At 55.2% G+C, this 15033-nt stretch carries 14 protein-coding genes and 1 riboswitch; of the genes, 2 read left to right on the top strand and 12 right to left on the bottom strand.

Features of this window, described 5'->3' with window-relative positions; genetic code table 11:
• Window positions 1-14 precede the first annotated feature (14 nt).
• Window positions 15-1466 (top strand): ribonuclease G, encoded by a 1452-nt coding sequence (rng, locus tag BJP62_RS09535; RefSeq protein WP_070529311.1) that lies wholly within the window; start codon window positions 15-17, stop codon window positions 1464-1466.
• A 36-nt stretch (window positions 1467-1502) separates the two neighbouring features.
• Here the strand turns inward: rng and BJP62_RS09540 are convergent, their stop codons facing one another.
• The 8 genes from BJP62_RS09540 to BJP62_RS09560 all read right to left on the bottom strand — a co-directional run bounded on the left by BJP62_RS09540 (window position 1503) and on the right by BJP62_RS09560 (window position 9378).
• Window positions 1503-2609: a glycosyltransferase gene (locus tag BJP62_RS09540; protein ID WP_070529313.1), complete on the bottom strand. Its 1107-nt coding sequence runs from the start codon at window positions 2607-2609 to the stop codon at window positions 1503-1505.
• A gap of 52 nt (window positions 2610-2661) precedes the next feature.
• On the bottom strand, window positions 2662-3786 hold the full coding sequence (gene wecB, locus BJP62_RS17995; protein ID WP_083300820.1) for a non-hydrolyzing UDP-N-acetylglucosamine 2-epimerase: 1125 nt from the start codon (window positions 3784-3786) through the stop codon (window positions 2662-2664).
• 28 nt (window positions 3787-3814) lie between these two features.
• Window positions 3815-4732, bottom strand: coding sequence for an EpsG family protein (locus tag BJP62_RS18000; protein WP_168163818.1), 918 nt, complete (start codon window positions 4730-4732; stop codon window positions 3815-3817).
• 94 nt (window positions 4733-4826) lie between these two features.
• Window positions 4827-5639 carry a glycosyltransferase gene (locus tag BJP62_RS18005; protein ID WP_083300822.1) on the bottom strand — a complete coding sequence of 271 codons (813 nt, stop codon included), beginning with the start codon at window positions 5637-5639 and terminating at the stop codon, window positions 4827-4829.
• An 8-nt stretch (window positions 5640-5647) separates the two neighbouring features.
• Entirely contained in the window at window positions 5648-6349 is a 702-nt protein-coding gene (locus BJP62_RS18010; protein WP_205700881.1) for a glycosyltransferase family 32 protein, read from the bottom strand.
• Window positions 6312-7457, bottom strand: a complete 1146-nt coding sequence (locus BJP62_RS09550) for a hypothetical protein (RefSeq protein ID WP_145927161.1) — start codon at window positions 7455-7457, stop codon at window positions 6312-6314. Before BJP62_RS09550 ends, BJP62_RS18010 begins: the two co-directional genes overlap by 38 nt.
• 143 nt (window positions 7458-7600) lie before the next feature.
• Complete coding sequence (locus tag BJP62_RS09555; RefSeq protein ID WP_070529318.1) at window positions 7601-8647, bottom strand: Wzz/FepE/Etk N-terminal domain-containing protein; 1047 nt, start codon at window positions 8645-8647, stop codon at window positions 7601-7603.
• 95 nt (window positions 8648-8742) lie between these two features.
• Window positions 8743-9378, bottom strand: a complete 636-nt coding sequence (locus BJP62_RS09560; protein ID WP_070529320.1) for a protein-L-isoaspartate O-methyltransferase — start codon at window positions 9376-9378, stop codon at window positions 8743-8745.
• 91 nt (window positions 9379-9469) lie between these two features.
• Window positions 9470-9571: riboswitch (TPP riboswitch) on the top strand.
• Between the two features lie 59 nt (window positions 9572-9630).
• Here BJP62_RS09560 and thiC point away from each other — a divergent pair.
• Complete coding sequence (thiC, locus tag BJP62_RS09565; RefSeq protein WP_070529322.1) at window positions 9631-11544, top strand: phosphomethylpyrimidine synthase ThiC; 1914 nt, start codon at window positions 9631-9633, stop codon at window positions 11542-11544.
• A 59-nt stretch (window positions 11545-11603) separates the two neighbouring features.
• Here thiC and rfbC read toward each other — a convergent pair whose 3' ends face one another.
• The 4 genes from rfbC to rfbB are packed head-to-tail and all read right to left on the bottom strand — an operon-like array spanning window position 11604 to window position 14969.
• Window positions 11604-12152, bottom strand: coding sequence for a dTDP-4-dehydrorhamnose 3,5-epimerase (rfbC, locus tag BJP62_RS09570; protein ID WP_070529324.1), 549 nt, complete (start codon window positions 12150-12152; stop codon window positions 11604-11606).
• Complete coding sequence (gene rfbA, locus BJP62_RS09575; protein ID WP_070529326.1) at window positions 12152-13033, bottom strand: glucose-1-phosphate thymidylyltransferase RfbA; 882 nt, start codon at window positions 13031-13033, stop codon at window positions 12152-12154. The genes rfbC and rfbA overlap by 1 nt, the downstream gene beginning before the upstream one ends.
• The gene (rfbD, locus tag BJP62_RS09580) at window positions 13030-13908 is read right to left on the bottom strand and encodes a dTDP-4-dehydrorhamnose reductase (protein WP_236943591.1); all 879 of its coding nucleotides are present in this window, start codon (window positions 13906-13908) and stop codon (window positions 13030-13032) included. Before rfbD ends, rfbA begins: the two co-directional genes overlap by 4 nt.
• Window positions 13905-14969, bottom strand: a complete 1065-nt coding sequence (gene rfbB, locus BJP62_RS09585; RefSeq protein ID WP_070529328.1) for a dTDP-glucose 4,6-dehydratase — start codon at window positions 14967-14969, stop codon at window positions 13905-13907. The genes rfbD and rfbB overlap by 4 nt, the downstream gene beginning before the upstream one ends.
• Window positions 14970-15033: the final 64 nt, after the last annotated feature.

A 15033-nucleotide genomic window follows, 5' to 3' on the forward strand; every position in this document is an offset into this window, starting at 1 on the left:
CCCGCACGCCTTCGATGAAAGAAGAAATCCTCGTCAACGTCACCCCGCAGGAAACGCGCGTCGCCACGATCGAGGACGGCATCGTCCAGGACATCCACATCGAGCGCAGCGCGCACCTCGGCCTCGTCGGCAACATCTATCTGGGGATGGTCAAACGGGTGCTGCCGGGCATGCAGTCGGCCTTCGTCGAGATCGGCCTCGAGCGTGCGGCCTTCCTGCACATCGCCGACGTGATCGAGCAGCGGCAGAATCCGAATGAAACGTTCCGGATCGAAAAGCTGGTCCACGAAGGCCAGCCCTTGATGGTGCAGGTGATCAAGGACCCGATCGGCACCAAGGGCGCGCGGCTGTCGACACAGATCAGCATCGCCGGCCGCTTTCTCGTCTTCCTGCCGCAGGAACACCATATCGGCATCAGCCAGCGAATCGAGAACGGCGACGAGCGCGAGCAGTTGCGCGAACGGCTCGGCCGGCTGCTGCCGCAGGACCACCACGGCTACATCATCCGTACCAGCGCCGACCACGCGACCGACGACGAACTCAAGGCCGACATCGACTACCTCGACCTGATCTGGGCCGACATCCTGCAGAAATCGCAGCGGCTGCCGGCCAAGTCGCTGCTGTTCCAGGACCTGTCGCTGCAACTGCGCGCGCTGCGTGACATGGTCAACGCCGATACCGAGGCGGTGCTGGTCGACAGTCGCGAAAACTTCGTCAAGATGGCCGAGTTCGCCGGCCGCTTCGTCGCCGACGTCGCACCGCGGGTACAGCATTACAGCGGCGAGCGGCCGCTGTTCGAACTCTACGGCATTGAGGCCGAGATCGAGCGCGCACTGAGCCGGCGCGTCAACCTCAAGTTCGGCGGCTACCTGATCATCGACCAGACCGAGGCGATGACGACGATCGACGTCAACACCGGCGGCTTCGTCGGCACGCGCAACTTCGACGACACGATCTTCAAGACCAACCTCGAAGCCACCCACGTCATCGCCCGGCAACTGCGACTGCGCAACCTCGGTGGCATCATCATCGTCGACTTCATCGACATGGACAACGAAGCGCACCAGACCGCAGTGCTCGACGAACTGAAGAAAGCGCTGGCACGCGACCGCACCAAGATCACCGTCTCGACCTTCACCAGCCTCGGCCTGATCGAAATCACCCGCAAACGCACTCGCGAATCGCTAGCCCACGTGCTGTGCGAACCCTGCCCGACCTGCCAAGGGCGCGGTGAAATCAAGACTGCCGAATCGGTCTGCTACGAAATCCTGCGCGAAATCCTGCGCGAAGAGCGGCAGTTTGCCGCGCGCGAATACCGAATCTTGGCCTCACAAACGGTCATCGACCGCTTTCTCGATGAAGAATCGACCAACCTGGCAATGCTGGCCGACTTCATCAAGAAGCCGATTTACCTGCAGGTCGAAACAGCATATTCGCAGGAGCAGTTTGATGTAGTGCTGGTTTGACCTTTGCAAAAGAAAAGCGGCCTTGGCCGCTTTTTTTTATTTCTTGTCCGAGATTTTGCGCACCAGCAACCAGCGCGGCGCGTTGAACTTGACCAGACGTCGGTAAAGCACAATATACAAGACGGCAAAGACCACGACGAAAATCTGCAACATCAAGCGGTTATCCCAGAACAGCACCGCGGGCAGAACGGCGAACGAGCACAGCAACCATAGATACGGTGACGTCATCGCATTGCGGGTGGTCTTCTCTCCCGCATGCTTGCTGCCCACGGCCCAGCGAACAAGTCGCTTATAAATCAACATATGCAAGTGCACACCATCTGGCATTCCCGGTGACATCCCTCTCAAAAACTTCTTTCTGTAGATGGAGAACAACGTCTCGAATACCGGGTACATCACGACCAGCAGCGGAAACCACGGTGAAACTTGCGGATGGCGGGCAACCAGCAACACGGACAGCTCGGCGATCATGAAACCGATTAGATAAGCGCCACCGTCGCCAAGGAAAATCAAGCCGCGCGGATAGTTCCAGACAAAAAAACCGAGAATCCCGCCCATCATCGCCAGCGCCGCCTTCCAGATCAGCGGATCGCCAAGCTGGAAGCCCACATAGCCCAACGCCGCCAACATCATGATCGACACCATGCTTGCCAAGCCGTTGTAACCATCGATGATATTGACAGCATTCACCACGCCACCGACCGCGACCATGGTGAAAATCAAAGCAACGACCCAAAAGCTCATCGCACTATCCAGCAACGGAATATCCAGTCGGTTAATGCCCGCCTTGAGCAACCAGAACCCCAGGGCCGCGGCCAGCATCGTCAAAACCAAACGCGCCAGCACACCAACTCGCTTGGTGCAATCCTCAACCAGCCCGCCGATAAAGGCAGGTGAAGCCGCGACCAGCAGCAACCCAAACGCCTTGAACTCGTTTGGCGCCTTATAAGCGAGCCAAAGCAAGCAGACAAGCATTGCTGCCATGACACTCACCCCCCCAACTCTCGGTACGGCCGTCGTATGGAATTTCTGCACCCCACCAAAATCATGATCCGCCGTAAAGCGTTCATGCAAGTGCTGGTAACGCAACACCATCAAGGTTGAAAACCAAGAAAATACGAACGTTAAAATAAAGATTTGCATATCTTTAGGCCAAAATATAATGAATACAACTCAATACCATCCAAAAAATAGTTTAGTTACTTTGTATATCCAGCAAATACCGGCCAATACGTTGCGACGCTAAGCCGTCGCCATAAGGGTTATGCGCCTTTGCCATTTTCGAGTATTCTTCCTGATCATCAAGCAACCGTGACACTTCCTTGACAATTATCTCTCTATCGGTTCCAACTAATTTTACAGTACCGGCTTTTACTGCTTCAGGCCGTTCCGTAGTACTGCGAGTAACTAACACAGGTTTACCAAGAGAAGGAGCCTCCTCCTGAATTCCGCCACTGTCTGTTAGAATTAGGTAGCTCCGTCCCATTAGATATACAAACGGAAGATAATCCTGAGGATCAATTAGATACACGTTATTCAAACCACCGAGAGTACGATGAACCGGTTCTTGTACACGTGGGTTCAGATGTACGGGATAAACAATCTGTACGTCCTTACGACCTGCAATCTCATGAATCGCCAAGCAAAGATTTTCAAAACCTTCACCAAAATTCTCACGTCGATGACCGGTAACTAAAATAAGTTTCTTTTTCGGATCAATATACGGAAATAATTCGTCCATTCCTTCGGAAAGTTCTTTATCGCCAGCAAGACGTTCATTTGCTGACAGCAATGCATCAATCACCGTATTACCAGTTACAGAGATCGTGCCTTCATCAATCCCTTCGCGTAATAAGTTACTTCGCGAAGCATCGGTCGGCGCAAAATGCACAGTACTAATTGCGCCAAGAATTTTTCTATTCATTTCTTCAGGCCACGGCGAATAGACATCTCCAGTCCTTAGGCCTGCCTCAACGTGACCAACAGGAATCTTTTCGTAGAATGCAGCAAGGCCAGCTGCCATCGCAGTAGTTGTATCACCATGAACAAAAATCATGTCTGGCCGCCAGCGTTTGAGCAGGTCACGCATGTGCTGCAACACGCCTATAGTAATATCAGTCAAATCTTGGCCAGATCGCATCAAATTAAAATCGTAATCTGGAACAATATTGAAGATAGATAAAACACCGTCAAGCATTTTTCGATGTTGGCCGGTCACACAAACCTTGAGTTCGAAACGAGCATCCCCTCTTATTTCACCAATAATAGGAGCCAGCTTGATAGCCTCTGGCCGCGTTCCAAACACAATTAGTATTTTCATAGAACCCATGCAATTTTAAATTGAAAAATCAGTCAAAAATAAACATCATCGGATCAGGAAAATAGCGATACACCATGATATTAGCGATCGCCATACCAAATCCATACAGAATCGCCATCGAAAAAAAACCACGGTGTCGATTCACAAGTCGCGGCAGAAGAATAAACTCCAACGGTAGAATGAAGTTAGAAACACGGCTAGACAAAATAGCAAAATTACTAAAAAGAACCGACCAACAGACTACAAAGCCGTAAATATTGACCAACTGCGCATCTTCGCGATCCAACATTTTCAAAAACAAAAGCCAGAAAAAAATATTCTTCAATACTACAGGACTGAACAACCCTATCGAGGAAGAGAACTCAGTCCCAACATAATTTGATATCCTACCCCAAAAACTGGAAAAATGATCCGGCGTAATCAAGAATGAAAAGCAAGCGCACCCGAGCAGGACGTAAAGTGGATAACGCCTTAACAGGCTATTTTCTTTGAAAAGAATAGCCAAAATACCACACATGGCGCCAATATGCACACCTGCAGCCACGAAGACGTACCTTATCTTGTTCAAAGAGCAAAGACCGTAAAGCAAAATAGCACTAGCCAACCCCGCACGCATTAACCCCATATCTTTCACAAAAAAGTAATAGGATACATATAGATACAGCGACAACAATGGAAGCGGAGAAAAACGATAAAAACACAGAAGATTAATTGCTACTGAGGAAAACGCAACGAAGTACACAAAAACTTCAAAATCATCAGTCAGTCCCTTCGAAACTGACATAAAAAATCCAAATAAAATGTCTCCGTGCCCGGATAAAAGGTCGCCCCAAGCAGCAACTTCAGAAGGAGAAGGGGTGCTTAGGAAAAAACCTCTATAGTTTGCATAATCTAAGTCCCATGCACGCGAACCTGCAAGAAATCCAAGACCTGCAATGAAAAACACAAAAGAAATTATGCCCGGTTTTATCCTAAGCCCATGATAAAAAAATAGAGTCGTCAAACAGAATAAATTAAGGCCAAATACAACCAAGCCCGCCCTATCCATTTTTTCTAATCTTTATGTAAATACCATAGCGAAAACTGGCGGGAATCAAACGGACAGGTATCCGTAACATAATGTTTCTTAAAAACCTCGATTGACTAATAAATCCAGAACGAAGAAACCCACGTTGTGCTTTATACTCAGAAATCGCATATCTTATACCACCGCGCCTATCAGTCATGGCGCGGCCGGCACGGGCCTTTACCAAGCTCTGTTGAATATTGTATGTTTTAGCTCCCATCTGCAAAGCCCTAGCCCAAAGATCATAGTCTTCATACAGATGAAATTTACGGTAATTCCCCGCCTTGAGAATCATCGCCCGTCGAAACATGACAGTCATATGGTTAAAAGGGTTTCTACATTTAGCAAATTTTTCTATTTCAGCATGGTGCTCCGGTAAAAATCGAGTAGCCATCTTATTTTCGAGCAGTTCATCGTATTCATCAATAAACGACCCGCAAATATCCAAGCAGGGGTCTCGCTCAAACTGTTCAATTTGCCGCTGAAACCTTTCTGTACAACAGACGTCATCCGAATCAAAGCGGGCGATCAACTCATGTTCACAGCTAATTACTCCTTTCTGCAGCGCACTTCCCAACCCCTCATTTCTAGATAACACCACGCTCTTAATGTTCAAGGCATTTCGATATTTTTCAATTACATCAATTAGTGCACCAGGGATCGGCCCGTCTTCCACCAACACGATTTCACTAGGGCGCAACGTATTTGCGGCCACGCTAGCTAGAGCCATATCAAGAAAATCTGCCTCTTCAGCCTTGTACACTGACATTAAAACTGAAAATTTCATTATTTTCTTTATCCGCCAATCAATTTGAAAAGCGCTCTAGCCAGTTTTGTTTTTAACCGTTTGCGAGGCGAAAGCCAACTACCTCCAAAATGATGCATTGTATAAGACCGCTTGTTGGATTTATTACAAAAATAGAAGTCTGGATAAATATGGAACCCACCATCAATCACCTGATGCTTATTGTTATTGATGACTCCATAGTCATGGAAGAATTTCTTTTTTATTAACTCTACATTTGTAGCTAAATCAAGCTCACCATCGTCACCGATGAATAACTTGCTTTCGTAATCGGAAAGAAGGTCCAAAATAATCGGATGTCCATTTTCTGCAGCTATTACTGCAGTAATAGGAGCTAACTTCCCATTGTAGAGTTCAAAACCAGTAAACCCCGAGTGCACCAAAAACTCATCCAAGGACTGAAACACCTCTACATCAGTATCAAGATAGATTCCACCAAATTTTTCGATAGCCCAAAGCCTCACATAGTCAGTAACAAATGCCCATTTCTTTTGCTCATATGCCTGAGCCACATATCGGTTCTGGCTAATATCAAAGCTATCCTCATTCCACTCCATAAATTCATAGTCAGGAAGATATCTTTTCCACGAACGCATGCAACGTTCAATTAGCTCGCTCTTTTTTCCACGGCCAAACCAGCAAAAATGAATTATTTTAGGAATCATACGCAACCCAGACAATTTGAATAACATACATCACTGCATACGAAATGACGTACGCATAAACAACACCAGTGAACCCCAAAAAAACCAGCATCAACACAACAAGAACCAACAACCAGCAGCAATTAAAAAAATTACCCACCTTCTGTTGCCCGCTAGCACAAAGATAGTTAGCCACTGGAGAAGAAAGTGCCATGAAAATTGCTATAAAAAATGCACAAACGATAACATATGGTTGATAGTGCCTACCTAGGAGCAGCATTACAGCAAGCACAACAATAAAAGAAATTGTTGCAATAAAGAAAAATTGAATAGATTGTCGAAAATAATGCCCAGGGCCTATACCTAGCGCCTCGTTAAGCCGCATTTTCACCAGAACAGACAACAAAAATTGTGAAGCTGCGCTCAATTGAACAACAAGTAGGAGCGCCAATGATTCCTCATGATAGCCACGAGAAGTCAACAAATTATTTAGGATAAATAACGTCAATGCTGGAATTGCATAGTTCATCAATGCCGGAAACAAGTAGTCTTTACTAGCCATCCAAAAATCGGCTAGGCACTCATACCCCTCCAGAATTGGGTGCCGCCCCCCGGCACAATAGATCAGGAAGACTATCATCTCGCCAAAAACAAATGCGGATAACAACGAGGTACTGGACATCAATCCCCATAAGGAAGCGAAAACCAGTACCACAGAAAGCGCAACAAAATTAGTTATCGCAACAAAACGATAATTTTGCTTGATCACTTCCCAACTGGCGCAATATAAATTACGAAAGAACAAGGCAGAAAAGACCAATAACAAGGCGCCAAATTCATCAAAAAAATAAAGGGGAACTGACATTAAAACCAGCACCCCAAGAGTCACGTTTAGAACAAAAAGCAACCCTCGAGTAACATTTGGCGTATTCTTATACACCATATAACGAATCATCGCTGAATAAATCACCCCTTGAGAAAGGGCGTAGAGCAGGTTATAAGCGCTAACGAAAACGGTGAAATGCGTCACGTTTTCTTTGGCGATCATAGGTGCAAAGTAAATCGAAGAGAAGATAACCACCACCCTCATCAATTGATTTGCAAGAAAAAACCAAATGAATTCCAACACTCGTGAGAAAATGAAATCGTATCTCATCACAATATCTACCATCTATTCGTGCGACTTCAGACCATTCTTTCGACGTCAGCACCTCCACAACATACCAAAATCAACTCCGTTAGATTTAAAACACACTTTCGCTCACCTGTTTCACAAACAATGACCTATAAGACTAGCTCCTATCTTTGCCAAAACCCTCTCAACCTTCCCCACAACTCAGGCTTTTGCTTTTGACTATCATCAATTGCCTCGATTAGCACTACATAAATAAGAGCAAGAACAAAGGCAATAGCTACAGCCAGAGCCAAGATGAGCATTAACTTCGGACTGGATTTTTCATCCGGTATTTTTGCCCAACTAATTTTCAATTCATCGCTTTCTTGTGCTTTAGCCAAATCGACACGGCGGTCGAGCCTGTCCTTCATCGCCCCCCAATAGGCCTCGTCTTGCAAGGCAGTTACGGCGGTGATCCATTTACCAAGATCAGCGCTGTTGCGTTTCATGTTTTCCATGAGCAAGCGCTGCATGCTGGAAAGTTGGTCCTGCATTTTGACGATCTGGCTTTGCGCCAAATCGGAAATGCCCTGTTGCTGCAGAGTCGCCTCGGCCTGGATTCCGGCAAGACTGACGATGCCGTATCGCTCGGCGGGCGGTACTCGGTCGATGATTTCCTTGACTCCCGGCTCAGTCAGCAGTTTCCCGGCCTTGGCCTTGTTGTCAACCGCCATATCACGGCGTAATTCCAGATCGTACCGGGCTTTTGAAGAATCCAGCAGGCGCTGTTCAAACAGCTGTCGGGTAAGCCCTTGGCCAAAGGCATTGGCCAGTTTGGCGGCAAAGGCCGGATCGGTGTCGGTCGCTTCGACCTCCAACGAGCCTTCCTTGGCATTTGATTTAATTTTAACGTGCCGCTTGATCGCCTTCAACGTGCTGTCGTTACCACTACTGCCGTAACGCGTTTTGAGCTGGAGCGATTGGGAAACCGGATTGATCAGCGACTCGTCGTTCAGTAGCCACGCGTAGACCGCTGCGTTTTTTGACGGAGCTATTTTCAGCATCGAGGTATATCTATTAGGCATGGCCAGCGTGACTGCCAACGCGAGTGCGCCAGCAATCAGCGGAGCCAGGATCAGGAGCCGTTTGTATTTGGAGATAATAAGCAGAATATCCAGCAGCGAGATGCCCTGCGCTGGCGTCGACGGAGTGGCTTGTATGCTTTCGGTCATTGCTCGTTCATTGACGATGAAATCATTTATATGAGCGCCATGCCGTAACACGACCTGGCGACCTGAACTGCCGGGCTAAAGTGGGAGCCGCGGCGTCAGAGAGCGAATGCCGGGCGCACCGGCAGGAGCCGTGGCAGCGTGTATTCAAACAGTGGGTTGGAGCCACCGACGACCGCGCGCACGGCCTGCATGATCGGCTCTTCGCCAGTCACGGCGATGATCCGGCCATTGCCGCTCAGCATGTTTTTCAGCGCGGCAGGCAAGACGTCGAATGAACCGCAGACGATGATCGCATCGTAAGGCGCTTGCCCCGTGTAGTTAAGCAGATCACTCACCTGCTCGATCCGCGCATTCTTGACGCCTGCCCACTGCACGCCTTGTTGAGCGAAGGCAACCTTGTCGGCCGAATCGTCAATCCCGTACACCTGCGCGCACAGCCCCGCGACCAGCCCGATCAGATAAGCCCCGCTCGCGGCGCCGATCACCAGCACCTTGTCGGTCGGCTTCAGCAGCGCCTCTTGGGCGAAGCGTGCCTCGATCTTCGGGGCGAGCATCTGGCCGCCACAGGGCAGCGGCAGTTCGGTGTCGACGAAGGCCAGTGCGCGCTTGTCCTGCGGGACGAAGTCTTCGCGCTTTACCGCCATCACACGGTCGAGCACCTTCGGATCGAGCACGTGCCACGGGCGGATCTGTTGTTCTACGAGGAAGTAGCGGGCGCGTTCCCAATCCATGTTTGCTTCACCTCAAGTCGGGCCCTGGTCCGGGCTGTATACATTTCTGAATAACTTGTAATTATCCCACAATCTCGGTACGGTCACAGCCGTAGTTCGCTAGGGGTTTCGCCCATCCAACACGGGCGAATGAGAGAGTCCCTCAGCACCTGATCCGGTTCACACCGGCGTAGGGAAGCGAATCGGTCGGTGCGCTCGTGCCGTCCGTCAGTCCGTTCTCCTGCGCCTCTACGTCTTTGCAGGAGGCAGTCCATGAACAAGTCCGTCGAATTCCTCGCCAGCGACGCCCACGTCGACAGCGCGGCGATCCAGCCTTTGCCGAACTCGCGCAAGGTCTACGTCGAAGGCAGCCGGCCCGACATCCGCGTGCCGATGCGCGAAATCACCCAGACCGACACGCCGACGAGCTTCGGCGGCGAGCAGAATCCGCCGATCTACGTCTATGACTGCTCGGGGCCCTACACCGATCCGCAGGCGACGATCGACGTGCGCAAGGGCTTGGCCCCGCTGCGCGCGGCGTGGATTGCCGAGCGCAACGATACCGAACAGCTGGACGGCATGACCAGTGAATATGGCCGGATGCGCGAAGCCGATGCCAGCCTCGATCCGCTGCGTTTCGAGCTGACCCGCAAGCCGCGCAAGGCCAGGGCCGGTGCCAACGTCAGCCAGATGCACTACGCGCGCCGCGGCATCGTCACCCCGGAAATGGAATACGTCGCCATCCGCGAAAATCTTAAGCGTGACGAATACATGGCCAGCCTGAAGGCGCTCGGCGCCAAGGGCGAGAAGATGGCGGCGATGATGCTGCGCCAGCATCCGGGCCAGAGCTTCGGCGCAGCAATACCGGCGACGATCACGCCCGAGTTCGTTCGCGACGAAGTCGCCCGCGGCCGCGCGATCATCCCGGCCAACATCAATCACCCCGAAGTCGAGCCGATGATCATCGGCCGCAACTTCTTGGTGAAGATCAACGGCAATATCGGCAACAGCGCGGTGACCAGCTCGATCAACGAGGAAGTCGACAAGATGACCTGGGGCATCCGCTGGGGCGCCGACACGATCATGGACCTGAGCACCGGCAAGAACATCCACGAGACGCGCGAGTGGATCCTGCGCAACAGCCCGGTGCCGATCGGCACGGTGCCGATCTATCAGGCGCTGGAGAAGGTTGACGGCCGCGCCGAGGACCTGACGTGGGAGCTGTTCCGCGACACGCTGATCGAGCAGGCCGAACAGGGCGTCGACTACTTCACCATCCACGCCGGCGTGCTGCTGCGCTACGTGCCGCTGACCGCGAACCGGATGACCGGCATCGTCTCGCGTGGCGGCTCGATCATGGCCAAGTGGTGTCTGGCGCACCACAAGGAGAACTTCCTCTACACGCATTTCGAGGAAATCTGCGAAATCATGAAGGCCTACGACGTGAGCTTCAGCCTCGGCGACGGCCTGCGCCCCGGCTCGGTCTGGGACGCCAACGACGAGGCGCAGCTCGGCGAGCTGAAGACGCTGGGCGAGCTGACCCAGATCGCCTGGAAGCACGACGTGCAGGTGATGATCGAAGGCCCGGGCCACGTGCCGATGCAGCTGATCAAGGAAAACATGGACCTGCAGCTGGAATGGTGCGACGAAGCGCCGTTCTACACCCTTGGCCCGCTGACGACCGACATCGCCCCCGGCTACGACCACATCACCAGCGCGATCGGCGCCGCGCAGATCGGCTGGTACGGTACCGCGATGCTCTGCTACGTGACGCCGAAGGAGCACCTCGGCCTGCCGAACAAGGATGATGTGAAGGAAGGCATCATCACCTACAAGCTCGCCGCGCACGCCGCCGACCTCGCCAAGGGCCACCCCGGTGCGCAGATCCGCGACAACGCGCTGTCGAAGGCTCGCTTCGAGTTCCGCTGGGAAGACCAGTTCAACCTCGGCCTCGACCCGGACCGCGCGCGCGAATTCCATGACGAAACGCTGCCGCAACAGGGCGCCAAGGTCGCGCACTTCTGCTCGATGTGCGGCCCGCACTTCTGCTCGATGAAGATCACCCAGGACGTGCGCGATTTTGCCGAAAAGCAGGGCATCGCCGAGGCGGAGGCACTGGCCAAGGGGATGGAAGTCAAGGCTATCGAGTTCGTGAAGACCGGTGCCGAGGTGTACCACAAGGCGTGATCGCCCTATCAAAACCTGATCGCGCAAGCAAAAACGGGCCCTTGGGCCCGTTTTTTCGTTCAGACGCCGATCGGCTGCGCCTCCAAAAACGACGGTGCATGCCTGTCCTTGTCCGACAGCAGCGGCTCGCCAGACAAGGGCCAGGCGATCGCAAGCTGCGGGTCGCTCCAGCGTATCGCCCGCTCGTCAGCGGCATCGCGATACTCGGTGACCTTGTACAGCAGCTCGACCTCGTCGGCGAGCGCCAGAAAGCCATGGGCAAAGCCGGGCGGAATCCACAGCTGGCGTTTGTCGTCGGCGCTCAGCGTCACCCCAATGTGCCGACCGTAGCTCGCCGACCCGGCGCGCAGGTCGACGACGACGTCGAACGCCGCGCCCCGGATCACCCGGACGAGTTTTCCCTGCGGCCGAGTCTGCTGGTAGTGCAGCCCGCGCAGCGTGCCGCGCAGCGACAGCGAATGGTTGTCCTGAACGAAGCGGGCCGGCGCGCCGAGCGCGCGGGCGAAGTCGCGCTCGTTGAAGCTCTCGTAGAAATAACCTCGGGCGTCGGCATGCACCGTCGGCAGCAGCCACTTCGGCCCTTCGATCGGCAGGTCGATCAAACGCATCAGAACACCGCCTCGTCGAGCACCGCACGCAGATAGCGGCCGTAGTCGTTGTCACCGTTCGCATCGGCCAGACTCTGGAGCGCGGCGGCGTCGATCCAGCGCTGCCGGTAGGCGATCTCCTCGGGGCAGCAGACCTTGAGTCCCTGGCGGGATTCGATCGTCTGGATGAACTGGCTGGCTTCGAGCATCGCCGCCGGCGTGCCGGTGTCGAGCCAGGCGAAGCCGCGCCCGAGCACCCGGACGTCGAGCGCGCCGCGTGCGAGGTAGGCGGCGTTGACGTCGGTGATTTCGAGCTCGCCGCGCGCCGACGGTTGCAGCGATCTGGCGAAGCCGACCGCTTGCGCGTCGTAGAAATACAGACCACTGACCGCGTATGACGACTTTGGCTGCGCCGGCTTTTCCTCGATGTTCAGTGCCCTGCCGCTAGCGTCGAACTCGACGACGCCGTAACGCTGCGGGTCGTTGACGCGGTACGCTAACACCGTCGCGCCTTGCCGCCGCCCCGCGGCATCGCGCAGCAGCGGCGCCAGATCGTGGCCGTAGAACAGGTTGTCGCCGAGCGCCAGCGCGCACGGCGCGCCGGCGAGGAAGTCGTCGGCGATCAGCAGCGCCTGCGCCAGCCCTTCCGGCCTCGCTTGCACCGCATACTGCAGCGAAATCCCCCAGCGCCGGCCGTCACCAAGCAGTTGGGCAAACCGCGGCGTGTCCTGCGGCGTCGAAATGATCAGGATGTCGCGAATCCCGGCGAGCATCAGCGTCGCCAGCGGGTAATAGACCATCGGTTTGTCGTAGATCGGCAACAGTTGCTTGCTCACCGCCAGCGTCGCCGGGTACAGCCGCGTGCCGGCGCCCCCGGCGAGGAGGATGCCCTTGCGTTTCATGCGAGCACCTGAGCGACGCAAGCGCCGACGTCGGCTTGCCAGCACGGCAGGTCGGTACCGAACGCTGCGCGAAAACGCGCGGTATCGAGCCGCGAATCAGCAGGCCGCTGTGCGGCTTGTGGATACGCCGACGACGCGATCGCCTCGACGCGCGCCCAGCCGGCTCCGGGCACAAGGCGCTCGGCTTGCGCAAGGATTTCCCGCGCGAAGCCGAACCAGCTGGTGCCGCCGCCGGCGGACACGTGGTAAACGCCGAGCGGCGCCGGCCCGACTTGATGACGGCGCAGCAGCTCGGCCGACACCGCGGCGATCAGCCGCGCCGAGGTCGGCGTGCCGATCTGGTCGTCGACGACGCGCAGCACGTCGCGCTCGCGGCCGAGCCGCAAGATCGTCGTGACAAAGTTGACGCCGTGCGCCGAGTAGATCCAGCCCGAGCGCAGCACTAAATGCCGGCAGCCGCTGGCGGTAATCGCCAGATCACCGGCCAGCTTACTGCGGCCGTAGACCGACAGCGGCCGCGCAGCGTCGGTCTCGGCGTAAGGCGACGCTTGCCGGCCGTCGAACACATAATCGCTCGAATAGTGCAGCAGCAGCGCCTGCGTCCCCGCGGCCCAAGCGGCCATCGCCGCCGGCGCCGCGGCGTTGACGGCGAACGCCTGCGCCTCGTCGTGCTCGGCCCGGTCGACCGCGGTATACGCCGCGGCGTTGACGATCACGTCGGGGCGCAATCGCGCCAGCACGCGGCGAACGGCTGCCGCGTCGGCAACGTCGCAGCCGTCACGGTCGAGCGCGTGCAGCTCGCCCAGCGGGGCCAACACCAAGCGCAAGGCGTGGCCAAGCTGGCCGCCAGCGCCGAACAGAACGATGCGCATCATCCGCCGCTCCCGTATTGTCGTGCCACCCAGTTCGCGTAAGCGCCCGACGTCGCCTGCGAAACCCACACCGGATTGGTCAGATACCATTCGACCGTTTTGCGCAGCCCCGAATCGAACGACACTTGCGGCGCCCAGCCCAGCCGATCGCAGAGCAGCCCGGCGTCGATCGCGTAGCGGCGGTCGTGCCCGGGACGGTCGGCGACATGCTCGATCTGCTCTCGATAGCTGCCTCCGCCGGCGCGGGGCAGCAGCTCATCGAGCAGCACGCACACTGCCTCGACGACGGCGAGATTGGTCTTCTCGTCGCAGCCACCGACATTGTACGTCGCACCGACCTCACCCGCTTCGAGCACCATGCGGATCGCGCGGCAATGGTCGCCGACGTAAAGCCAGTCGCGCACCTGCAGGCCGTCGCCGTACACCGGCAAGGGCTTGCCCGACAGGGCGTTCAGAATCAGCAACGGGATGAACTTCTCGGGAAACTGGCAAGGGCCGTAGTTGTTCGAGCAGCGTGTGGTCAGCGCCGGCAGGCCATAAGTGTGGTGCCAGGCGCGAACCAGATGGTCGGCCGCCGCCTTGCTCGCCGCGTAGGGGCTATTGGGCTCACAGCGGTGCGCCTCGGTAAACGCCGGCGCGCCGGCGTCGAGCGAGCCGTAGACCTCGTCGGTCGAAACCTGCAGCCAGCGGAACGCGGCTTGCTGGTCCACCGGCAAGCCCTGCCAGTAAGCCCGCACGCTTTCGAGCAGCGCGAAAGTCCCGACGATATTGTTATCGATAAACGGCGACGGGTCGTCGATTGAGCGATCGACGTGCGATTCGGCAGCAAGATGGATGACCGCCCGCGGCCGGTACTCGTGCAACAGCGCCGAAACCAGAACACGATCGGCAATATCGCCATGCACGAAGACATGGCGCGGATCGCCATCAAGCGTGGCCAGACTCTGCCGGTTGGCGGCGTAGCCGAGCTTGTCGACATTGACGATGCCTTCGTCGTTGTGTGCCAGCCAGTCGAGCACGAAATTTGCGCCGATGAAGCCGGCGCCGCCCGTTACCAAAATCACCGCTCAAGCCCGTCTACCCGATCAATACCCAAGTATACGGCGGCGGCCTCTCCGAGCAGAACCG

This window comes from Jeongeupia sp. USM3 (assembly GCF_001808185.1).
In the GTDB taxonomy this organism is placed as follows: Bacteria; Pseudomonadota; Gammaproteobacteria; order Burkholderiales; family Chitinibacteraceae; genus Jeongeupia.